Below are 21,631 nucleotides of genomic sequence, written 5' to 3' on the forward strand. Positions count from 1 at the left end.
GCACCAGCCCCGGCGACGGTCTATCGGGCGCCCCTCTGCGCCCTCGCCGCGTCGCCGTTGACGAACTTAAAGTACCACGAAACGCGCCGACAACGCGGAGAATCGGCGCGCAGGTCGGACACGGAATGTCCTAGCGATGTGGTGGGCCCGAAGTGCCGGTCAGTGCTTCGTCGCGATCCAATCGACGATCATCTTGATGATCGGTCCCATGGTCACAAGAAGCGAGACGAGGGTCTTGCCATAGCTCTCCACACGCCCCTTGCGAGGCTTGTCCAGCTTGGCTTCTTCCTCAAGTCCCTCGACCATTTCGATCGCTGTACTGCGCTTGTCCTCGGGCAGCCTCTGGGCCGCTTCGCGAAGCGCGGCGAAGTGCCCGATAATCTCGGCTGGCGCATTGATCTGCTGTGCCACGCTCATCGTATTGTGCGAGCCGGTCTGGACGCCACCCACCGTCCCGTGGAAGTGGTTGACTTGATGAATCACGGCCGCTGGAAAATGGTCCGTGTCTTCGTCCGGTGCTTCGCGAGACTGTTCGATCTCTACAACGCCTTGGTGTTTGATCATTAACAGGCTGCCGTGAAACTTGGCTAGCCCTTCGTCTGCAAGCCACCGGAACGCCGATTCGGCGTCACTGGGGGAGATACCCTCCTTGGTGAACCCATCGAAGAACTGATCGCCAATTACGTATGCATGTGTATCGCCGTCGGTCTCGTCGTAAAGGCGATTTAGAACGCACAGTCTGTGCTGCTTCTTTTGTTCAATTCGAGCAATCACACGAACTCCGTTCTCGTAGAGGTACTACATGAGTGACAGACAAGAGCAGGCCAATGGCACAACGTTGACGAACGCGCAGATCGCCACGATCATTGAAGCGGCGAATGAGGTGCGCATCGCTCGGAAGGTGCTGAGCCATAAGCTCATTCACCTTGATGACGTGCTCGAAGATGTTGGTTTGGGGAAACGGCGCGAGCAGGTGCAGGAGCACGGCTAACTCGTGAGGTACGCGATCCCCTTGACCTGGAATCGCCGCCCTGCCATGGTCGGCCGCATCCCTGGCAGGATGTTGGGCGAGCATGACGGGGCGCAAGCCTCACGGCTCGCCCTTCTACTTGGTGGACCCGACGAGCCCGACATGGGCGCGCCGACCGGACGGCGAACCGCCCGGCGCGTGCATGGATGGTCGGTTACAGACGGGGCGTCAAGAGGCGGGAGAGGTGGCGGGCGCGGCGGTGTCGATCCGGGCTTCCAACTCCCGGATGCCGCGGAGCAGTTCCCGACGCAGGTAGGCGCGGGCGTGGACGCGTTGCGACGGCGCCGCCGTGGCATCTTCGGCGAGGGCCCGAAGGTTCGCGACGACGGGGCGCAGCTCGCCCGCGTAGGCCGCCAGCGCGGCCGGGTCGGTCGTCTCGACGGGCGCCCGAAGCCGGGCCCGATCCCGAACACGCGATCGGCTCATGCTGCCCTCCCGATGACCGGCGTGGTCACGACGAGCTTGCCGCCGAGAAGCACCTCGACCGCGACGCCCGCGGCGGCGGCGATGCGGATGGCGAGCGTGCCCGTGGGGGAGCTCTTCGGGTTCGCGGCGCGGCGGAGCGTGCTCGCCGGGATCCCGGTCATGGCGGAGAGCGCGCGGAAGCTCCCGAACGCGCGGCGGAGCTTGCGGATCGCGACGCGCACGTGGCGCGCTTCGTCCTCGGAGAGCATGAGCGCGCCCGACTTGCGGCGGCGCGGCGTCTCGGGTTCGGTGGGCGGGCAGGGCGGATCGTTCTCTTGGCCGTATGAACCGGGCCATGACAGATCGTGCATGGGCGTGACCTCGTGCAAGCGTGGTTGCGTCAAGTCCGCCTCGGAGGTCGGTAGCCCTCCGGGGCGGGCGTCTTTCGGACGACGCACATCCTACGCGTTTCCGATCACGATTCGGCCGAATGACCGCAGTTTCAGCCAAATGACTGCACTACCCGCCCACGCGTCTCGAAGTCTCGTGCGACCGCCTCGAAGTCACGCGCGGGCGCCCCCCACCTGCGCCCCTTCGAACCCAGCCGACACGAAGACGACCCCCTGAGCCCCCGCGCCCGCACACTTCTCGCTTGACTTCCACGCCCGCTCTCCCCCTGCCCCCGCCTCCCCATCCGCCCCTCTCCTCTTGCCCGGCGCGTGCTATCCGTTCGAGGCCGCCATGCCTCTTCCTCCCGTTCAGAGACTGTCGAGCGCCATCATCGGACGGCACGGCATCTTCGACATCGTGCGCCACGAGATCGAGGGCACCGACGGTCCGCGTGTCTACTTCACGCTCCAGATGCCCGACTGGGTGTCCATCGCGGCCGTGACCACCGACGGGCGTATCGTGCTCGTGCAGCAGTACCGACACGGCATCAACGAGGTCACGCTGGAGACCGCGGGCGGCATCGTGGACGAGGGCGAGACGCCCGAGCTCGCCGCGCGGCGCGAGCTCCGCGAAGAGACGGGCTTCGCGTCGAAGGACCTCGAGCCCCTCGGATGGGTGCACCCGAACCCCGCCGTGCAGAACAACCGCTGCCACCTCTTCCTCGCTCGCCGCGCCGAGGCCGCCGGCGCGCCCGCGCCGGACGAGGACGAGCACATCGAGCCCGTCGTGCTCTCCGTCGGCGAGGTGCAGAAGGCGCTCGACGAGGGCACGATCGGCCACGCGCTCGCCGTCGTCACGCTCGAGCGCGCGCTCCGACGCCTGTAGCGCTACGCTCCCGCGCATGAACGGCGCGCCGGACACGAAGCAGCTCTTCGATCGGATCCTCGGCCTCGTGGAGGCGATGGAGGAGAACCAGAAGCAGAAGGTCCTCGACCTGGCGCGCCGCCTCTTGCCCCACCTCACGCCGGAGGACATCCGCAATCCCCACGATTTCCCGGACCTCGACGACCCCGACTGGCACTTCGAAGACGGGCAATTGACGGGAATTCAGTCCGTGCGGTTTGCGCTGCGGGCGCTCTCGGGCGAAGTTCTCTCTCATGGCGACCAAGGCGCGAGCCGGGCGGACGAGCTCCAAGAAGACGCAGAAAAAGCCGAACAAACAGGCGGCCGATAGCCCGTTCTTCCGCCCGTTCGCCAAGCTCGCCGCGAAAAAAAGCAAGAAGGCCGAGAAGCCAGAGAAGGCCGAGAAGCCCGAGAAGTCTGCGTCCTCGACGAAGCAGGAGGGCAGCGCGAAGAGACAAGCCGCGCAACGTGTACCTGTACAGCCAACGGCCGAGCAGGCCGAGCCGCAGACGGGGCCGAGCGAGGCCGAGACGTTCGCGATGTACATGGCAGGCGTGCGCGCGCTCGAGGATCGCAAGGCACGCGTCCCGCGCTCCTCGACGCCGATCGAGCCGAAATCCAAGGCGCCACGCGTGACCCAGGACCTCGACGAGGGCGCTCGTCACATGCTGCACTCGCTCGTCGCCGAGGGCGTCCGCTTCGAGGTCACCGACGACGGCGAGCGCATCGAGGGGCGAAGGCTCGACGTCGATCCACGCGAGCTGCGCCGCCTTCGACGCGGCGCGTATACCGTCGACGGTCGGCTCGATCTGCACGGCATGAACGCAGGCGAGGCGCGACGCGAGGTGGAAAAGTTCGTGCGCAAACGAAGAGCGGACGGAGATCGCGTGGTGGCTCTGATCCACGGGCGCGGCAACCACTCGCCGCGGGGGATCGGCGTGCTGCGCGGCGAGATCGCGGCCTGGCTGAGCCAGGGTCCGGTCGCCCACCATGTGGCCGCGTTCGCGTCCGCGCCCGAGGACGAGGGCGGAGCGGGAGTCGTACTCGCGCTCTTGGCACGCTGACGGGATCGGGCTACTTCCTCTCCCGCGCGCCCCTCACGCGCGGACGTGGCAACGAGAGGGGCGAGGCATGAAGAAGAAGCTCGGAACGACGAACCTCCGAAGGAGCGCGTGATGGTCGACAAGCTGAAGAAGATCTGGATGGAAGGCGAGTTCGTCGACTGGGACGACGCGAAGGTCCACATCCTGACGCACTCCTTGCACTACGGGCTCGGCGCCTTCGAAGGCATCCGGGCGTATCGCAGGGCCGACGGCGGCACGTACGTGTTCCGCTTGAAGGAGCACATCGATCGCCTCTTCGAGACGTGCAAGCTGCTCGCGATCCAGCCCCGGTTCACGAGGCAGCAGGTCGCCGACGCGAGCGTGGAGTTCCTCCGCCAGAACGACATGCAGGAGGGTTACCTCCGGCCGCTCGTGTACATGGGCGACGGGCCGATGGGCGTCTACGCGCACGACAACCCCGTGCGCACCACGGTCGTCGGCTGGCACTGGGGCGCGTACCTCGGCAAGGGCGCGACGGAGACCGGCATCCGCGCCAAGATCTCCGCCTTCGCGCGCCACCACATCAACGTGGGGATGCCCAAGGCGAAGATGATGGGGCAATACACGAACTCCTCGCTCGCCAAGCGCGAGGCGCGCATCGCCGGCTACAACGAGGCGATCCTGCTCGATGCGCACGGCTACGTCAGCGAGGGCTCGGGCGAGAACATCTTCATCGTGCGCCGCGGCCGGCTCATCACGCCGCCGCTCTCGGCCTCGATCCTCGAGGGCATCACGCGCGACACGATCCTCACGCTCGCCCGCGAGGAGGGCATCCCCACGGCCGAGGAGATGATCACGCGTGATCAGCTCTACCTCGCCGAGGAGGCGTTCTTCACGGGCACGGCCGCCGAGGTCACGCCGATCCGCGAGGTCGACGATCGCACGATCGGCGAAGGCGCGGTCGGCGCGATCACGCGCAGGCTGCAGCAGCGCTTCTTCGGCATCGTGCGGGGCGAGGACAACTCGCACCCCGAGTGGCTCACGCGCGTCCCCGCCTGACCGTGCGCGCGCCCCTCGCGCTCACCCTCGCGCTCCTCGCAGCCTGCGGAGGCGCGCCCGATCAACCCCCGACAAACCCGCCGCCGCGCCCGCTCCCCTCGGGGAGCACGAGCGCGGCCGCCGCGCCGCCCGACGCGATCGCCGCGGCCTCGTCGTTCACGACCTTCACCTCGGCGCGCTTCGACCTCGCCTTGCCGCTGCCCGAGGGCGCGTCGTTTCGTGTCGACGACCGGACCGAACGGTGGCTCGTGGCGCGGCACGACGCGACGAGCTCGGTCTTGCTCGTGCGCGCGTGGCGCGAGGACGAGACCATGAACCACGCGCGATGCGAGGCGCGCGCGCGCACCTGGCGCGACCTGCCGACCCGCGATGGAAGGCGCCTCGTCTCTGCGTCGCGCCTCGGGGTGCCCGCCGATCACGACACGCTCGTCGAGATCCTCCTCGGCTCCGCCGCGCCGAGCGCCGGCCCCGCCGAGGGCTTCGTGCTCGCGTTCGGCGGCTGGGCCAAGCGATGTTTCGTGTACGTCTTCAGCACGCGCGACACGAGCGAGCGCGTCGTCATGGAGCGCCTCGCCGTCATGGCCTCGGGCTCCCTCGCGCGGATCCGCGTCCAGAGCGACCTCGCCCCGCGGCGCTCGTCCTCCCCCTAGAGCCCCGCGAACGTCTGGCAGAACTTGCTCGCCTTCGCCTCGTCCTCCACGAGGATCCACGTCCCTTGCGAGGTCTCGCCGTTCGGCGGCATGTCGAGCATCTCGGGCAGGACGAGGCAGACCACCTCGTAACGCCCCTCGATCGTGCCCGCGGCGAACGCCTCGTCCGACGTCTCGAACTGCCCGTTGAGCTTGCCGGACGAGGTGCGCAAGGAGATCGTGCCCGGCCCGATGATCCGCGCGCCGCTCTGCGAGAGATGCGCGAGCGTCCCGCCGCCGTAGCCGTCGGAGAGCGCCACCGAGAAGGTCCCCTCGAGCAACGTCTCGGTGCTGATGTCGAACGCGACGCTGAGCCCGTAGCCTCTTCGATCCGCCGTCGAGAGCGTGACCGACGCCGTCGCCGATGGTCCGTCCGGCAGGGGCGCCCGCACCTCGATGCTCGCCGGATCGCCGCGGAAGATACGCCCGTCGGCGGTGCGGATCGTGAGGTCCTCGTTCACGACCGTCGACCGGAACGCGAACAGATCACTCACGTCACCCACCGAGCACGCCGCGCTGCTCGTGGCAACAAAGGCCGCACAGACGCGGAGCAGGAACCGGTTTTTCTCGTCCTTCATCGACGTATCCTCTGCCTTCAGCACCCGCAGTCGAGCACCTGGATGGTGAGCGGGTTGTGGATGACGTTGTCGCTCTCCGAGCTCTCCACGACGGCGTTGTTCGCGTCGACCTGGTGGTAGAGCCAGTACAGACCCTTCGGCGTCCCGCACGGCACCGTGGTCGTGATGCTCGGGTGGACCTGCTTCTCCGCGTTCACCGTCGCGCCGTACCACGTGCCGAGCGTGATCCCCGTCCACGCGTGCGCGGTGGGGCTCTGCGCGATGAAGAAGCGCTGGTCCGAGGCCACGGTCTTCGTGCCCGTGTTGGCCGTGGTGAAGTGGAACGAGAACGCCTCGCCGCGGCAGCGCTGGATCGTCTTCCACGGCGCCGTGCTGCGGATCGTGCCGCTCGTCAGGCGCTGCGCGGAGGCCATCAGGTTCGTCTCGCCGAGCGAGGACGGGTAGAGAAAGCGCCCGCCCGCGGCGTCGTCCGGCATCGGCTGCGCGAACATGGCGCTCGGCCCGCCGCCGAGCGGGACGGGCGGCGAGGGGCGCATGACCGTGAAGTCGAACGTGTGGTTGTCCGGGCCGCCCGCGGACGTGATCGAGAGGCCGTGCGCGTGACCGAGCTCGTGCAGGAACGTGGACCGGCCCGTCCGCGTGGGGCTGTAGGGACAGGCGCCCGAGGCGAACGCCTCGTCGGGGTTGTCGAAGCTCTGCGTCGAGAGGTTCGCGAGCAGGATGTTGACCTCTTCGATCCGATCGCAGCTCCGCACGACCACCGTCGTCCCGAGCGAGCCGTCGATGCTCGACGCCTCCACGAGCGCGACGTCGTTCCACCCGTCGTCGAGGTCGACGAAGCAGTGGTTCGTGGACCAGGAGCCGTAGTGGTAGACGGCGTCCTGCATGCCGCCGATGCCGCGCCACTGCCCGATCGACGCGGCGTAGGCCTTCGCCTGGCTCGAGCCCGAGGGGATGCTGCAGAGGTTCTGCACGAGCCCGAACGACGACTTCCAGCGGACGTTCTTGCCGTTGCACGTGAGGTACCGGAACGACTCGGCCCGGCTCGTGAGCGTCATGCAGACGAGGAGCACGCACGCCGCGACGAGCAGGAGCGGGACACGCGTCACGGGGCACCTCCGTCGTCCGTGCAAACGTCGAGCTCCTTGCTCGTCGTGTCCGAGACACCCACGGGCGGAGCAAAACACGCGAGCAGGTCGTCCGTGCTCGCGGCGCTCTCCGTGGGCGTCGGCGCGCGCCAGGTGTTCACGCGGCCCCACGGCCCGGCCGACATCGGCGCGGGCGAGAACGAGCCACGTGGCCACGCGCCCGTCGCGCGCGCGAACGTGCGCAGCGCCTCGGCGAGCTCCTCGGGGTCGAGGGCGCGATCGACGTCGGCCTCGGTGATCCAGGTGGCGCGCCGCGGCGGCGTCGAAGGATCGAGCGGGCCGCTCGGCCGCGTCCAGAAGAGCGGCCCGGTGAGGACCTCCTCCGCGCCCACGCCGACGACGAGGCGCCCGTAGGCATCCACGAGCGCTCGCTTCGCGCCGAGCGTCTCCAGGGAGAAGACGTGACCGAAGGCGATCGGCGAGAGCGTCCACTCGGTGCTCCGCAGGAACAGGAAGTAACGTTTGCCCGGGGCGAGCTCCGGCACGTGCGTGGCGATGATCTCCCTCCCGTCGGGGAGGTAACCTCCGAACGAGCGGATCTCGACGGAGCTCGGTGTCGACGGGCCGAGCGAGCCCAGGTGGACGGACACGTTCGTCAGGGTCGCGACCGTGCGCGGCCCTTCGACCTCGTCGAACCGGAAGCTCACGTCGGTGACGTCACCTTCGATCACGGCGGAGGTTTGTCGGAGCACCGCGGCGAGCGTGTCCGCGGGCGACGGGAGCGGTGCTGCGTGGGCCCCGCGGGCCCCGAGGGATGCGCAGACGATCACGATCAAACGAGCGACGAAACTCGGACGGATGGATCGCATCGGATCTCCTCCGGCGGATGGGTCTTTCTCGACGCGGCGGCGCGACCGGGCCGGGACGAACTTGGTCCCGACGAACGCGAACGATCTGGCGCATCGGGAATAAGCGAGCCATCGGGACATCAGGGCCGAGTGGAGGAGGCGCTCCCCGGCTCTGTCGGGAAAGGGATGTACGCGGCCATGATCGGCGCGATCCCGCGAGGGATCGCGGGTCCGCCCGGTTTGTCTCCCTGGAGGCTGGTTTGTCCTCCTGGATGACTTTGGTTTGTCCTGCGCGCGTGCCGCCTGCGAGGCAGATCACGGGTCGGGCGTGGACCGGAACCGTCAGGCAGGGGGCGGCCCGACTCTCCGAAGAGAGAATCCCTACATGGGGGGCGGAGAGCTCGGGATCTGCCCAGGGCTTTTGGTGGAATGGACTTTCGCGGGAGGGGCGACCTCGCTACGGTGCAAGAGAAAGCTCGTCCCAGGGACGTATTTCCCCCTGGGATCCACCGGGGAGAACGTCATGAACGTGCGCATCTTTGCTGCCTCCACGCTCGCCGCTTCGCTCGCCCTGAGCGGCTGCGGTTACTCCGAGGAAGAGTGGCAGGCGCAGCTCGACAAGTACAACCAGCTGCTGGCCGACAAGAACGCGAGCGACGCGGCCGCGGCGAACGCGCAGAAGAAGCTCGCGGCGGAGCTCGCGGCGGAGCAGGCGAAGGCCGCGGACCTGACGAAGAAGCTGTCGGACGCCGGGGTCGACATCAGCAAGCTGAGCGAGAGCCTGCAGGCGTCGGCGACGAAGGTCTCGGCGCTGAGCTCGACGCTCGAGGAGCGCGAGAAGGCGCTCGCGGAGTACAAGGCGCGCGCCAAGCAGCTCGAGCAGATCAAGGCTCGCTTCGAGATGCTGCGCAAGAAGCTCGACGAGCTCACGAAGCTCGGCCTCGCGGTGAACATCCGCAAGAACCGCATGGTGATCTCGCTCCCGGGCGACGTGCTCTTCGACTCGGGCCGCGAGACGCTGAAGAAAGAGGGTCAGGAGATCCTCGTGAAGGTCGCGAACATCATCAAGAACGACGCCTCGTTGCTCGGCCGCGACTACCAGGTCGCGGGGCACACGGACAACAAGCCCCTCGCGGGCGGCATCTTCCGCGACAACTGGGGCCTGTCGCTCATGCGCGCGCGCGAGGTGTTGCTCTACCTGGTGAGCCAGAAGGGCGGCAACATGCCGAGCTCGAGGTGGAGCGCCGCCGGCTTCGGCGACACGGACCCGATCGCCTCGAACGACACGGACGACGGCCGCCAGAAGAACCGCCGCTGTGATCTGATCGTGGTGCCGAGCGTCGAGGAGATGCTCGACCTCAAGGCGATCACGCAGTAACGCACCCCCGCCTCGCGGCCCCCCCTCGGCCCTCCTCAGCAGCCGCCGTCGTCGTACCAGGGGTTCTGGCTCTGGATCAGGCTACACTGATCGAAGCACGCCCCCCCGGCGCAGCCCTTCGCCTTCACCCCGTTCACGTCACACGAAATGGGGATGCCCCAGCAAACGCCCGTCGCCGTGGGCGCGCAGGCGTTCGCCGCCTCGACCCTTCGATTGCAACGGCGACCCGCCGGGCAAGGCGTCTGCGCATCGCAGGCCACGGCCTCTCCCGCCGGACATTCGCCCATCGATTTGATGCTCGACCCGAACACCGGCGCGTGCTCGGAATTCCAGTACGTCACCCCGTCACAGCCGCACACCGGGTTCCGCGCCTGCGATTGCAGCCCCGCCGGCGGTATCTGCGCGCAAACCCCGGCCCCGCACCCCGGCGCATTACAATAAAGCCCCGGCTCACAGCCGCCCACGCCCCCGTTGCAAGGCGCCCCGACGCCATTGCCTCCGCCAGCACCGCCGCCGCCGCTGCCGCTCGTGCTCGCGCTGCCGCCGCCGCTCGCGCTGCCACCGCCGCTCCCGCTCGTGCCGCCGCCGCTGCCGCCTCCTCCACCTCCGCCGCCGCCGCTGCCGCCGCCGCCCCCGGACGCACCCGTCCCCGCGCCGGAGGCGCCGCTCCCCGCGTCCCCCTCGCCTCCGTCGCCGCAGCCTGCGACGAGGGCCGAGAGGCCCCCCGCGAGCATCACCCAAATCAGGATCGATTGCGCTCTCATTCGGGCATCTTACACCGACGCGCCCTCGCTGCTACGCTCGCCGCGTGACCACCGCCGCCTCTCCGCGTGTTGCCGCCGTCGCGCCGGGACCTCCGGGCGCGCCGCTGCTCGGCAACCTGCCCGAGCTCCGCCGCGACAGGATCCGCATCTTCCTCGACGCCGCCGATACCTACGGCGACGTCGTACGCTTTCAATTCGGCCCCGGCCCCGGGCGCACGGCCCACCTCCTCCGCCACCCCGACCACATCAAGCACGTCTTCGTCGACGCCGCCGATCGTTTTACCAAACAAACCCCCGGCGTCCGCGAGGTCCGCGCCCTGCTCGGCGACGGCTTGCTCACGAGCGAAGGCGCCCTCTGGAAGAGGCAGCGCCGCATCGCACAGCCCGCCTTCCAGAAGCAACGTATCGCCGCGTTCGCCGACGTCATGGTCCGCGCCGCCGACGAGCTCGTCGACGGATGGATGCGCAGGCCCCGCCCCGACGCGCCCGTCGACGTCGCCAGCGAGATGATGCGCCTCGCGCTCCGCATCGTCACCGAGACCCTGCTCGGCACCGACGTCCCCATCGACGCCGCCGCGACCGCCGAGGCCCTCGACCTCATCCTCGAGGACGTGCGCAAGGGAGTGACGCGTATCCTCAAGATCCCCCGCGGCGTACCGACGCCGGACAATCGAAGGTTTCACGCGGCCGTCGCCGTGCTCGACCGCGAGGTCCTGCGCATCATCGAGCACCGCCGCAAGGCGCCCGGGGGCGGGACCGACCTCGTCTCCATGCTCATGGCCGCGCGTGACCCGGAGACGGGCGAGGGGATGACGGACCGCCAGCTCCGGGACGAGGTCATGACCATGTTCGCCGCGGGCCACGAGACCACAGCGAACGCCCTCGCCTGGACGTTTTACCTGCTCTCCACGCACCCCGACGTGCGGCGCCGCGCCCGCGCCGAGATCGGCCGCGTCACGGAGGGCCGCCTGCCCGACTTCAAGGACCTCGGCGCCCTCGACCTCGTCGGCCGCGTCTTCCAGGAGTCGATGCGCCTCTATCCGCCGGCCTGGATGATCTCGCGCCGCGCGGCCGACGACGACGTCATCGGCGGGTATTCGATCCCGAGCGGCTCCCTCGTCTTTTTGAGCCCCTACGTCACCCACCGGCACCCTTCGTACTGGGAGAACCCCGAGGGCTTCGACCCGGATCGATTCGCGGGCGGCGCGCTCGCCCGGATGCCGCGATTTGCTTATTTTCCGTTCGGCGGCGGGGCGCGCCAGTGTATCGGGTCGAGCTTCGCGATGGTCGAGGGGACGCTCGTGCTCGCCACGATCCTCCGGCGCGTCCGCCTCGACCTCGTGCCCGGACAGACCATCACGCCCGAGCCCGGGATCACGCTCCGGCCTCGGGGCAGCATCCAGATGCGCGTCGTCCCCGAGCCTCTGCCGGCTTGATCACGACGACTTCGCCTTCTCCGCCGCCGCCGCCTTCTTCGAGGCGAGGTGCGTCTTGATGGCGCCGATGACGGGCGGCATCACGGAGATCACGATGATCAGGTAAACGACCTTCTCGATGTCCTTCGCGCCGAGCACCTTGCCGAGGAAGTAGCCGAGGAACGTCATCGACACGACCCAGCCGATGCCGCCGAACACGTTGAACATGATGAATCGGCGATAACTCATCTTGCCGATGCCCGCGACGACGGGCGCGAACGTGCGGGCGAAGGGCATGAAGCGGGCGAGGACGATCGTCTTGCCGCCGTGCTTCTCGTAGAACTTCTGCGTCGCGATGAGGTAATCGCGCCGGAAAAACAGGCTTTGCTCCCGGTTGAAGAGCTTCGGGCCCGCCTTGTAGCCGATCGAGTACCCCACCGTATCCCCCACGATCGCCATCACGCAGAGCACGGCGTTCATGAGAAGGAGGTTCGAGAAGGTCGAGAGCCCGAGGGGGTTGATCAGATTCGCGTTGACGAGCACGCCCGCCGTCACGAGCAAGGAGTCACCCGGAAGGAAGAAGCCGACGAGGAGCCCGGTCTCGGCGAAGATGATCGTCATGAGCACCGGGTAGCCGCCCCAGGTGAGCAGCTCCTCGAGGTGGCGCAGCTTGGAGAAGAACTCGCGTAGAAGGTCCACGGGCGACCGACTAGCGCACCTTCGCGTTTTTGTCGATGACGTGCGCTCCTCCGTCCTCGACGCCGAGCTCCCCTCCTGCTGCACGCGCACGTCATGTACACCCTCGACGGGAGGGAGGTCCCTTCGGAGCCCACCTCCACACGCGCGCGCCGTGAACTTTCACGCTTTGGCGTGAAACGGCCTCCGTGCCTTCCCGTTCCTGACGAATCGGCGCGGTGTGCCAGGGCGGAGCGATGCTTCCCTGCATGGACGGACGCAGGGCGACTCCGTATCGGTCGGGCGTGACGGTCCGTGCCGGTCATGTGCGGGAACACGCCCGCTCCCTGGCTCCGTCCGGATCGGACCGCAGGGACTCCCGCGAGCTCGAACCCGCGATTCAACGCTGAAATGCGCTCCGGACCGGGGACGGCAAACGCCTTGCAATGAGCACCGGCAGCGTGAACGAAGCCGGCCGAGGCGCGCTCGCCCGGTCTCGGAACGCGGAACGAAGTGGAGGAGGATCCCATGCTCAAGCTCATCGCAGCCGCCGCTCTCGTCTCGACCACGGTTCTCGGCGCCACGGCCATGGCGCAGACGGGTCAATCCGGTCAGAGCGCGGGGCTGAAGCAGCTCTCGTGGCAGCAGCTCCAATCGGCCTGTCAAAACCCGGCGGCGTTCCAGAGCCAGCGTGCGCCGAACGCCATCCGGCTGACCTGCGAGGATACCCAGCTCGTCTGGGAGGCCGAGCAGAGCGAGGCGGTGTCGATGGAGGGACAGCGTCGCATCACGGCGTCGCTGAGCTCGGACAAGTATTACATCATTCGCCACGACCAGTCGATGGCGCTGCCCGACGTGGAGACGACGTGCCCGAAGTTCCGCGAGGTTCAGGTCAACTACACGCAGAGCTTCTCGCTCTCGTGCCAGGAGATCCAGAACTTCCAGGGCAACATGAACGACTTCTGCAAGGCGCGCCTCGACACCGCGAGCAAGGGCAACCAGGCGCTCGCGACCCGGACGGCGACGGGCCGCGTGTACGACATGTGCGCGGCGCCCTCGCTCGTGACCGAGGAGCCGAAGGCCCCCGAGCCGCCGGCGGCGCAGAACGGCGGCAAGGCCGCGCCGGTGCCGGCGGCGCAGCCGGCGCTGCCCAAGGCGGGCGGTCAGGTCGGCGGCGCGCGTCCGGGCATCGGCGGGCAGGTCACGCTCCCGGGCTTCGTGGCCGGCAGCAAGTCGCGCTGAAATGAAATAGGGCGCGCGTTCGTCAGGCGGCCGAGCCGCGTGGCTCGGCCGCCTGGCCATTTTTCCAAAAATCCCCTGAGCATTCCGGGAAAACCATCCAAGGAGACGGCTCATGGCGATTCGCATCGTGACGACCTCTTCCCTGCTCGCGATCGGCCTCGTAGGCGCCGGTTGCGGCACCGACGGCTTCTGGACGGTCGACGGCAAAGACGAGCCAGCGTGCGAGCAGGCAGGGGATTGTCCTGACAATACGAACGGAACGGGAGGTGGGAACGGAGGCGGCGGTGGTGGTACGGGTGGAGGCGACACGGGCGGCGGCGGCACCGGCGGCGGCGGCACCGGCGGCACCGGCGGCGGCACCGGCGGCACCGGCGGCGGCGGAGCCGGCGGCGGCGGTGGCAGCTCGGCGACGTATCAACCGCTCTACTGGGTGGAGAAGGGAGAACGCACGGCGGAGGTCAGCCGAAAACCCTGGTCGTCCTGGTGGTACCCGCTCTGGGAGGACACGCTGTTCCAGGGGAAAAATGAGGAGCTCTCGACGCTCGAGAAATACGACGCGTGGGCGGCGAAATTCGCCAACACGCGCACGGCGGCCGCGGCCTACGAGCGCAAGGAGCTCTACCAGCCGCGCGCGGCCTCGTGGTCGGGCCTCTGCGACGCCTGGGCCCTGGCCTCGATCCTCGAGCCCGAGCCGACGCGCAGCGTGAAGCACGGCGAGATCACGTTCACGGTGGCCGACCAAAAGGCGCTCCTTTTGAAGACGTACGAGAAGGTCCCGCCGCTGAAGCTCGTCGGCTCCCGTTTCGACGGCGAATGGGACGACGTCTACGAGGACGTCTTGCCTCACGAGCTGCACGGGATCATCGAGACCGAGCTCATCGGCCGCAAGAGGGCCTTCATCATCGACAACGACGCCGGCCCCGAGGTGTGGAACGAGCCGGCGTGGAAGGTCATCACGCGGATCGAGAGGGACGCGGACGACGAGGAGGTCGCGCACGTCCGCACCTGGCTGTTCCTCGCGAGCCCGCACGTCGAAGACAAGGATTTCGTGGGGATGATCGAGGACACGCGCGAGTACACCTACGACCTCCAGGGCAAGTGGCAAGGCGAGCGATTCGGCGTGTCGTCGAGCGCCTGGACGGACCGATCGCAATGGGACCACCCCGATTACGCGATCGTCGTTCCCGACCGCATCCCGCGCGGCAGCCACAACCCGCACATCCGCGCCCAGTTCGTCGACCGCATCCGCGAGCCGTGATTCCACACGCGGGGGCTGGGCTCGGGACACCCGGGCCACGCCCCCGATTTTTTTCGGCCTTGCCAAGGAGTCGCCCCTCGGCCGATGATCGGCGCCATGTACGACGTCAAGATCGTGGGTGGCACCCTCGTCGACGGGACGGGCGGGCCGCGCTTCGCCGGCGATATCGGCATCAAGGACGGCAAGATCGTCGACGTCGGCGCGTGCCCCGAGGGCGCGGCGCGCACGATCTCGGCCCACGGCGCCCTGGTGATCCCGGGGTTCACCGACATCCACACGCACTACGACGGCCAGATCTCCTGGGACGAGGAGCTCGCGCCCTCGTCGCTGCACGGCGTCACGACCTGCGTGATGGGCAATTGCGGCGTCGGATTCGCGCCCGTGCGGCCGACCGATCACGAGAAGCTCGTCGAGCTCATGGAAGGCGTCGAGGACATCCCCGGCAGCGCCCTCGCCGAGGGCCTGACCTGGGGCTGGGAGAGCTTCCCCGAATACATGGACGTCCTCGAAAAGAGGCCCCGCGTGATCGATTTCCTCTGCCAGGTCCCGCACGACGCCCTGCGCGTGTACGTGATGGGCGAGCGCGCCGTGGCCGAGGAGAGCGCGACGGCGTCCGACATCGAGGCCATGCGCGCGCTGCTCCGCGAGGCGCTCGTCGCCGGCGCGGCGGGCTTCTCCACCGGGCGCACCGACAACCACCGGAGCGCCCGGGGCAAACCCACCCCCGCCTCCGAGGCCCGGGGCGAGGAGCTCGCGGGCATCACGCGGGGCTTCGCCGGCCTCTCGCACGGCGTCGTCCAGGCCGTCAGCGATTTCGACATGTTCCGCGGCGAGGAGTTTTTCCAGGGAGAGTTCGACCTGCTCGAGCGGATGGCCGAGGCCTCGGGCCGCCCGCTCAGCGTGTCCACCATGCAACGCGACCACGCCCCGAAGCAATGGGAGCGCATCTTCGAACGCGCCGAGCAGGCCACCCGCGCCGGCAAGGACGTCCGTTGCCAGGTCGCCGCCCGTCCCATCGGCGTCTTGCTCGGCCTCTCGGCCACGTTCCACCCCTTCATGGGCTTCCCGAGCTACAAGGAAATCGCCTCCTTGCCGCTCGAGGCGCGCGTCGCGCAGATGCGGGATCCCTCCTTCCGCGCCCGGCTCCTCTCGGAGAAGAGCGGCAAGGTCGCCGGCGACGGGAGCCCCCTGCCCCCGCTCGCGGACTTTTTCCTGGCAAACCCGCTGCTCGTGGCGATGCGCCTCTTCCGGCTCGGCGAATCGCCGAACTACGAGCCTTCCGGGCTCGAGAGCCTCGCGGGCGACGCGACGCGCGGGGGTTTGCCCCTGCTCTCGGTCATCTACGACGCGATGCTCGAGCAGGACGGCCGCGCGCTCCTGTATTTCCCGCTCTACAATTACACCGAAATGAACCTCGACGTGGTGCGCCGCATGCTCCTGCACCCGCTCTCGTTGCCGGGCCTCGGCGACGGCGGCGCGCACGTGGGGACCATCTGCGACGCGAGCCTGCCGACGTTCTTGCTCACGCACTGGGCGCGCGACCGGGCCGAGGGCCGGATCCCCCTCGAATACCTCGTGAAGATGCAGACCCGCGACACCGCGCGTTTCCTCGGGCTCGACGACCGCGGCACGCTCGAGCGGGGGCAACGGGCGGACATCAACATCATCGATTTCGACAACCTGCGCCTCCGCGCCCCCTTCATGCAACGCGACCTGCCGGCCGGCGGGTATCGGCTCATGCAAAAGGCGGAAGGGTACGTGGCCACGCTGGTCGCGGGCGAGGTCGTCGTCGAGAAGGGGGCCTTCACGGGGGCGCGGCCGGGCAGGCTCGTCCGGGCCGGGAGAAGACGCGGCTGAGCGGCCTCAGAACCGCGCTTTCCGCAGCGCGATGAGCCAGTTCGAGAGCGCGCGGAACGCCTCGTCCGTCGGCGCCTCGGGCAACGTCGAGCCCTCGCGCGCCTCTCCGAGCAGGCGCATCGCCCGATCGAGGCTCTCGCGGAACCGCTTCACGTCCCCCGCCGAGAGCTTCGTCTTCTCGCCGGCCTGCTTCATGGTGACGAGCTCGCGCGCCTCCTCGAAGCCGTATGCAGGGAAGAGCGCGGCGACGTCCGTCACCACCTCCCCCGCGCGGAGCAGGTGCGTGCCCGTGAGCGCCGTGCGCAACACGTAGAGCACCCGCTTCGCCGTCGTCCCGCCCTCCTCCTCGGCCGCCTTGCGCTGATTCTGGGCGAAACCCGCGTAATGCCGGTGCACGCGCCGCGACAGGGCCGCGCGCACGAGCGGGCGCAATTCACCGAGCAGCGGGCTCGTGACGAGCGCGGGCGCCCCGAGGATCCGCTCCACGTAATTGCCGTTTCCCCCGAGGATCCCGGCGAGCACCGGGCCGATCTCGTTCGAGGTGTAATCGATCTCCACCCCGTCGATCACCTCCATGCGGTCCCGCGCCGCCGGCGCCATGTCGAGCCCCACGAGCAGCGACGTCGGCACGACGTGCACCGCCTTCAGATCGAGGTCGCTGTCGGGCGAGGCGAACCCGTACGCGTGCGCGCCGCTCAAAAGAACGACGAGGTGCTCGCGGGCCCTGCCCTCCTCTTCGAGGACGCCCCGCGCCACCCTCGCCTGCGCCTCGGGCAGGACGCCGAAATGCATCACGAGCTCGATCGCCTGTCGATCCTTCTCCGTCGTCATGAATCCCTCATTCGTCCCAGCGCGCCTCCGGCGGTGCCGGAGCGTCCTTGCCGAAGGGCCCCTCCCTGCCCTCGAAAAACCTCCGCGCGGCCTCCTCCCGGACCCGGCGCAGCGCCACTTCGGCGCGCCGCACGTCCGCGCGCCGCGGCAGCTTGCTCTCCCTGCGCGCCGCTTCGAGCTCCGGCGTCAGCGACTCCGCCAGCCGGATGACCTCCGCGAGCGGCACGCGCCCCTTCTTGATGTCGAGCAACACGGGCCGCAGCTCGTCCCGCACGCAGAGCTCCGGCGCTCCCGTCCGGAGCCACCGGATCGACAGATCGATGAGCCGCACCAGGTTGTACGCGTTCTTCGGCCGGAGCTCACGCGACGCCGGCAAGGACGAACCCTCGCCCGCGCGCGCGTACGCGGCGAGCGCTGACCACTCGCGCCCCTCGAGCAGGCCCTGATCGGCCATCGATCGGTAGAGCTGCTTCAGATACTCGCGCGCCCGGAGCATCGCGTCCTCGGCCGTCGGCGCGACGATGTGTGTCTCCTTCGCGAGCCTCGCCGCGGCCTCGTCGAGCGCGAGGCTCGGGTCCTCGCGCAGCCAGCCGAGCACGATCGAGCGGTGCTCGGCGAGGCGCGTGTCGTGCGAGAGGCGCGAGAGCTGCGAGAGCGCGTATCGCCCGAAGCTCCCGTGGATCTCCACCGAGACGAACGCGTCGCGCGCCTCGACGAGCCATTCGCCCATCGGGTCCTTCACGCTCGCCGGCTGCGACGCGGCCGCGAAGAGCATCTCCAGCGTGTTCGGGTCGGCCCGCAGCGCCTGCCGGATCGCCTTCCCCATCTCCCAGTACGTGCGGCTGCCGTCCTCGGAGACGAGGTCCTGCGGCGGCTCGACGAGCCCGGTCGTGAACGGGAACGGCAAGACGAACACCCCGCGCCGGTCCTCGTCCGAGTTCTCGTCCGACAAACCCCACGTCCGCGAGCCGACGACCGCGTCGACCACCACGCAAGGCAAGAGCGCGGTCCATGCGTCCTCGCGCCGCCGCGCGTAACGCACCTGCCCGACCTTGCGGGGGACGAGCTCCTCGCGCGAATACCGCACCGTGCCCACGCCGACGACGAGGACGTCGAAGAATCCCTCACCCGATCCCACCACCCGCCCGAGCGCGCCTTGCGGGACCAGGCGCTCGCCGAGCGTCCGATCCACGCGGGTCGTCACCTCGGTCCCGTGCGGGAGCGGCACGGCGAGGGGATCGACGTCCCCCATGCCGGAGAGCCTTCGCGACATGGCGCGAGCTTATCGCCACCCCGCGCGCGGAGCTACCCGCTCCGCGCCCGGCGCGCGGCGGCGAGCGCGAGGACGAACAGGGCGCCCGCCCAGGCCGCCTGCGTGCTCTCCTGCGCGCCCGCGACGCGACAACCGCAGCCCCGCGCGCCGCCGGGAGGGACGGCCGAGCGCCCCGCCGATGGGGCCGGGCCCTTCGCGGCCGTGACGCCTTCGAGCGGGCCCCACGCGCCGGACACGATGAAGCTCGCCCAGTAAAACGGGTGCTTCTGCGCGGGCCTCGCGAAGAGCATGAGCTGGGCCTCGCGCATCGCCTCGCTGCGGCCTTTCCCCTCGCGGAAGAGCTTCTGGTAATACGCCGTCATGAGGTCGCGCGTGGCATCGTCGTCGACCTGCCACAGGCTCATCACCTGCGTCTCCGAGCCGGCGAGCACGAGCGCGCGGCGCAGGCCCATGACGCCCTCGCGCACGAACCGGCGGTTGCCCTTCTCGAGCTCCACCGTGTCCACGTCGCCGATCCCCGTCTCACATGCGCTGAGCACGACGAGCTCGGTGCCCGACAGATCGAGCGCGGAGGCCTCGTACGCCGTGAGGATCCCGTCGTCGATCTGCCCCTTGCGCACGTTCGCGCCCGCGAGCGCGATGCCCGAGAGCAGCATCGGGTTCGTCACGCGAACCCGGCTCGTGGCTTCGCCCGCCGCGGGGATCTGCGGGAGCGCCTGGGTCGGCACTTCGAGCTCGAAGCCGCGCTTCCGGCCCTGCGCCGCCTTCCCGTCCTCGCTCAGGAAAAACCCGTGCGTCGCGACGTGCAGGATCCGCGGCGACGCCACCTGCTTGAGGGCTGTCTCCGTGGCGATTCGATCGATTTGCACGCGCGGCGAGGGCAAGAGCGGGCGCACGGCCGCCGCCTCCTCGGCCGTGCCCGGCAAGGGCGTGAATTTCACCCGCGAAATGAGGGGGAGCGACCCCTTCGGCGCTTCTGCCAGCGGAGCGGCGCCGGCATCCCCTGGGGCGTCGTAATCGGGGCTCGCCACGAGCACCGGCGCCGAGCGCTTCGGATCGCGCTCTCCGAGGCGCAACAGATCACGCCCGCTCGAGAGGTACGTCACCGCGTACTCCTGGAGGAGGAACTTGCCATTATCGAGCAGGAGCGCGCCGAACGGCAGGAGCGCGAGATCACCGTCCGGGGCCACGAGCAGGTGTTTCACCCCTTTGAGATGCGGGAGCAGCCGACCGAGCAGGAGGTTCTGGAGCAGATAGAGCTCCTTGTAGAACTTCGTATCACCCGGATCCTGCATGCCCGCCCGGATGCGGGCGATCTTCGCGTCCACGACGTTCGCCGGGACGTAGATCTGGCTGTGAAGGAGCGTCCCGTCGCGCCGGAGCACGTAGACCAGGTATTCGTCCCTGACGTTCACCCCCCTCGCGCTGTAATGGTTCAGCTTCTTCACCGTGTACCGGACGAACTCGACGAGCGCCGCGTCCTCGGGGATCCGCTCGGCGACGGCCTCGATCGTCACGGGCTTGCGCGCGCGGCGAAAGCCCACGCTGCGCGTGGTGATCTGCGCGTCGATCGCGTCGGCCTCCTTCGCCAGGCGCTCGACCTCCTTCTCGAACGCCTCCGTCGTCATGCCGCGGGGCCCGCGCCTGATCGCCGAGGCGAGCGCGCCGCGGACACGCGCGAGCTCGTCGAGCAGCGCCCGATCCTCGGGGCTCATACGTTCGCGCAGCGCGCCCATGCTCGCCGCCGTCGATTCGAGGACACGCGCCTTGTGGCGCAGGACCGTGCGGAGCACGAAGCGGGTCGTGTCCAGGCTCCTACCGCCGCGCGCCCACTGGAACGACAGGGCCGTCCGCATGGTCTCCTCGAGCTGCGCCGCGTAGGCGAGTTTGTCGTCCTCCGTGCCGCTCGCGAGGGCGTTCTCCAGGTGCTTCTCGTCGATGTCCTGGCCCTTCATCCGGAGCGCGAGCGCGCGGTCCATGTCCCTCCGCACCCACGCCTCGGCCCAGTCGTTGTAGAGGTCCGCGACGGAGGGGTGCCCCGGCCCGAGCGTCTTCCGCAGGATCCCCTCGGCTTTGAGGTAATACGCCTCTGCGCGGTCCTTCTGGTTCTCCGAGGCCAGGAACACCGCGATGTTGTGGTACAGCCGGCCCACCTCGGGGTGCATCGTTCCATAAAGGTTCTCGGCGATGGGCAGGGCGCGGTTGTATTGATCGGCCGCCTTGTGGTGCTCCCCCGTGCCGCGGTAGAGCGCGCCGAGGTTCGCGAGGTCGATGACGAGCGAGCGCTCGAGGCCGGGTTTGTCGTGCAGGGAGATGGCCCGCAAGAGGAGCTTCTCCGCCTGCGTGAGTTTCCCGGTCGCCATGTAGAGGCCCGCGAGGTTCCCGAGCACCGTCCCGAGGGCCGCCTCGCGCGGGGCGCCTCCCTTCTCTTCGAGGGCGACGGCGCGCTCGTAGGCTCGCTCGGCGCCCTTCATGTCGCCCTTTTTCTTGAGCAAGGTGGCGAGGTTCCCGAGCGCCGTGGCGAGCAGATCGCCCTGCCCCTTCGTGGCCTCGAGGATCTCGACGGCGCGGCGCAAGAACCCTTCGGCCTTCGGGTAATCGCCGGTCGCGAGGTACATCCCGCCGAGATCGGAGAGCGCCGAGCCCGTCTTCGGGTGCTCCTTGCCGAGGTTCTGCTCGCGGAGCGCGACGAGCTTCTGCGCGGCCGCGAGCGCCGCCGCATACTTTCCCGCGAGGTAAAGCGACTCGACCTCCTTTTCGAGCGCGTCGCCCTCGGCGACGGCGGCGGCGGGTTTCGCGGGCGTGTCTGCGCGCGCGAGGCCCCCCGAGAGCGTGCCGAGGGCGAGGGTGAGGGCGAAAGCGGCGTTCGCGAGGCGGCGCATCACTTTCGGTTCTACCATCGCTC

Annotated in this window: 22 protein-coding genes; 11 read left to right on the plus strand and 11 right to left on the minus strand. The window is 69.1% G+C overall.

Annotated features, from left to right (window positions below; translation table 11 throughout):
- Nucleotides 1-159: 159 nt before the first annotated feature.
- Nucleotides 160-774 (minus strand): hypothetical protein, encoded by a 615-nt coding sequence (locus GF068_RS18465; RefSeq protein ID WP_153820727.1) that lies wholly within the window; start codon nucleotides 772-774, stop codon nucleotides 160-162.
- A gap of 28 nt (nucleotides 775-802) precedes the next feature.
- Between GF068_RS18465 and GF068_RS18470 the strand changes: the two genes are divergently transcribed.
- Entirely contained in the window at nucleotides 803-991 is a 189-nt protein-coding gene (locus GF068_RS18470) for a hypothetical protein (protein ID WP_153820728.1), read from the plus strand.
- A 207-nt stretch (nucleotides 992-1,198) separates the two neighbouring features.
- On the opposite strand, the gene GF068_RS18475 is transcribed toward GF068_RS18470, so the two are convergent.
- Both GF068_RS18475 and GF068_RS18480 read right to left on the minus strand, forming a co-directional pair.
- Nucleotides 1,199-1,456 carry a hypothetical protein gene (locus tag GF068_RS18475; RefSeq protein WP_153820729.1) on the minus strand — a complete coding sequence of 86 codons (258 nt, stop codon included), beginning with the start codon at nucleotides 1,454-1,456 and terminating at the stop codon, nucleotides 1,199-1,201.
- The gene (locus GF068_RS18480) at nucleotides 1,453-1,806 is read right to left on the minus strand and encodes a hypothetical protein (RefSeq protein ID WP_153820730.1); all 354 of its coding nucleotides are present in this window, start codon (nucleotides 1,804-1,806) and stop codon (nucleotides 1,453-1,455) included. The genes GF068_RS18475 and GF068_RS18480 overlap by 4 nt, the downstream gene beginning before the upstream one ends.
- 370 nt (nucleotides 1,807-2,176) lie before the next feature.
- Between GF068_RS18480 and GF068_RS18485 the strand changes: the two genes are divergently transcribed.
- The 5 genes from GF068_RS18485 to GF068_RS18505 all read left to right on the plus strand — a co-directional run bounded on the left by GF068_RS18485 (nucleotide 2,177) and on the right by GF068_RS18505 (nucleotide 5,480).
- Nucleotides 2,177-2,710: an NUDIX hydrolase gene (locus GF068_RS18485; RefSeq protein WP_153820731.1), complete on the plus strand. Its 534-nt coding sequence runs from the start codon at nucleotides 2,177-2,179 to the stop codon at nucleotides 2,708-2,710.
- Between the two features lie 16 nt (nucleotides 2,711-2,726).
- Nucleotides 2,727-3,059: a hypothetical protein gene (locus GF068_RS18490; protein WP_206079499.1), complete on the plus strand. Its 333-nt coding sequence runs from the start codon at nucleotides 2,727-2,729 to the stop codon at nucleotides 3,057-3,059.
- Entirely contained in the window at nucleotides 2,983-3,792 is an 810-nt protein-coding gene (locus GF068_RS18495) for a Smr/MutS family protein (RefSeq protein WP_153820732.1), read from the plus strand. The genes GF068_RS18490 and GF068_RS18495 overlap by 77 nt, the downstream gene beginning before the upstream one ends.
- A 111-nt stretch (nucleotides 3,793-3,903) precedes the next feature.
- Complete coding sequence (locus GF068_RS18500) at nucleotides 3,904-4,830, plus strand: branched-chain amino acid transaminase (RefSeq protein WP_153820733.1); 927 nt, start codon at nucleotides 3,904-3,906, stop codon at nucleotides 4,828-4,830.
- Between the two features lie 2 nt (nucleotides 4,831-4,832).
- Nucleotides 4,833-5,480 carry a hypothetical protein gene (locus tag GF068_RS18505; protein WP_153820734.1) on the plus strand — a complete coding sequence of 216 codons (648 nt, stop codon included), beginning with the start codon at nucleotides 4,833-4,835 and terminating at the stop codon, nucleotides 5,478-5,480.
- Here GF068_RS18505 and GF068_RS18510 read toward each other — a convergent pair.
- From GF068_RS18510 to GF068_RS18520, 3 genes are read right to left on the minus strand one after another with little or no spacing between them, the layout of a single operon-like run.
- Nucleotides 5,477-6,097: a hypothetical protein gene (locus GF068_RS18510; protein WP_153820735.1), complete on the minus strand. Its 621-nt coding sequence runs from the start codon at nucleotides 6,095-6,097 to the stop codon at nucleotides 5,477-5,479. The two genes, GF068_RS18505 and GF068_RS18510, sit on opposite strands and share 4 nt — an antisense overlap.
- Nucleotides 6,098-6,114: 17 nt before the next feature.
- Nucleotides 6,115-7,206: a hypothetical protein gene (locus GF068_RS18515; RefSeq protein WP_153820736.1), complete on the minus strand. Its 1,092-nt coding sequence runs from the start codon at nucleotides 7,204-7,206 to the stop codon at nucleotides 6,115-6,117.
- Nucleotides 7,203-8,054 (minus strand): hypothetical protein, encoded by an 852-nt coding sequence (locus GF068_RS18520; protein ID WP_153820737.1) that lies wholly within the window; start codon nucleotides 8,052-8,054, stop codon nucleotides 7,203-7,205. The genes GF068_RS18515 and GF068_RS18520 overlap by 4 nt, the downstream gene beginning before the upstream one ends.
- A 502-nt stretch (nucleotides 8,055-8,556) precedes the next feature.
- Between GF068_RS18520 and GF068_RS18525 the strand changes: the two genes are divergently transcribed.
- The gene (locus tag GF068_RS18525) at nucleotides 8,557-9,411 is read left to right on the plus strand and encodes an OmpA/MotB family protein (RefSeq protein WP_153820738.1); all 855 of its coding nucleotides are present in this window, start codon (nucleotides 8,557-8,559) and stop codon (nucleotides 9,409-9,411) included.
- A gap of 35 nt (nucleotides 9,412-9,446) precedes the next feature.
- Here GF068_RS18525 and GF068_RS18530 read toward each other — a convergent pair whose 3' ends face one another.
- Nucleotides 9,447-10,175, minus strand: coding sequence for a hypothetical protein (locus GF068_RS18530; RefSeq protein WP_153820739.1), 729 nt, complete (start codon nucleotides 10,173-10,175; stop codon nucleotides 9,447-9,449).
- Between the two features lie 44 nt (nucleotides 10,176-10,219).
- On the opposite strand from GF068_RS18530, the gene GF068_RS18535 reads away from it, so the two are divergent.
- Nucleotides 10,220-11,611, plus strand: a complete 1,392-nt coding sequence (locus tag GF068_RS18535; RefSeq protein WP_338046450.1) for a cytochrome P450 — start codon at nucleotides 10,220-10,222, stop codon at nucleotides 11,609-11,611.
- Here the strand turns inward: GF068_RS18535 and GF068_RS18540 are convergent, their stop codons facing one another.
- The gene (locus GF068_RS18540; RefSeq protein WP_338046451.1) at nucleotides 11,612-12,289 is read right to left on the minus strand and encodes a VTT domain-containing protein; all 678 of its coding nucleotides are present in this window, start codon (nucleotides 12,287-12,289) and stop codon (nucleotides 11,612-11,614) included.
- A 504-nt stretch (nucleotides 12,290-12,793) separates the two neighbouring features.
- On the opposite strand from GF068_RS18540, the gene GF068_RS18545 reads away from it, so the two are divergent.
- The 3 genes from GF068_RS18545 to GF068_RS18555 all read left to right on the plus strand — a co-directional run bounded on the left by GF068_RS18545 (nucleotide 12,794) and on the right by GF068_RS18555 (nucleotide 16,622).
- The gene (locus GF068_RS18545; protein WP_153820741.1) at nucleotides 12,794-13,507 is read left to right on the plus strand and encodes a hypothetical protein; all 714 of its coding nucleotides are present in this window, start codon (nucleotides 12,794-12,796) and stop codon (nucleotides 13,505-13,507) included.
- 112 nt (nucleotides 13,508-13,619) lie between these two features.
- On the plus strand, nucleotides 13,620-14,765 hold the full coding sequence (locus tag GF068_RS18550; protein WP_153820742.1) for a hypothetical protein: 1,146 nt from the start codon (nucleotides 13,620-13,622) through the stop codon (nucleotides 14,763-14,765).
- A gap of 96 nt (nucleotides 14,766-14,861) precedes the next feature.
- On the plus strand, nucleotides 14,862-16,622 hold the full coding sequence (locus GF068_RS18555) for an N-acyl-D-amino-acid deacylase family protein (protein ID WP_153820743.1): 1,761 nt from the start codon (nucleotides 14,862-14,864) through the stop codon (nucleotides 16,620-16,622).
- A gap of 6 nt (nucleotides 16,623-16,628) precedes the next feature.
- Here the strand turns inward: GF068_RS18555 and GF068_RS18560 are convergent, their stop codons facing one another.
- Genes GF068_RS18560 through GF068_RS18570 form a run of 3 tightly spaced genes read right to left on the minus strand, consistent with a single transcriptional unit; the run spans nucleotide 16,629 to nucleotide 21,608 of the window.
- A complete protein-coding gene (locus GF068_RS18560; protein ID WP_275939180.1) occupies nucleotides 16,629-17,453 on the minus strand; it encodes a nucleotidyltransferase domain-containing protein in 825 nt (274 codons plus the stop codon).
- 7 nt (nucleotides 17,454-17,460) lie between these two features.
- Complete coding sequence (locus GF068_RS18565; protein WP_153820744.1) at nucleotides 17,461-18,726, minus strand: DNA polymerase beta superfamily protein; 1,266 nt, start codon at nucleotides 18,724-18,726, stop codon at nucleotides 17,461-17,463.
- Between the two features lie 32 nt (nucleotides 18,727-18,758).
- Nucleotides 18,759-21,608: a CHAT domain-containing tetratricopeptide repeat protein gene (locus tag GF068_RS18570; protein WP_170319561.1), complete on the minus strand. Its 2,850-nt coding sequence runs from the start codon at nucleotides 21,606-21,608 to the stop codon at nucleotides 18,759-18,761.
- Nucleotides 21,609-21,631 lie beyond the last annotated feature (23 nt).

This window comes from Polyangium spumosum, assembly GCF_009649845.1.
Taxonomy (GTDB): domain Bacteria; phylum Myxococcota_A; class Polyangia; order Polyangiales; family Polyangiaceae; genus Polyangium; species Polyangium spumosum.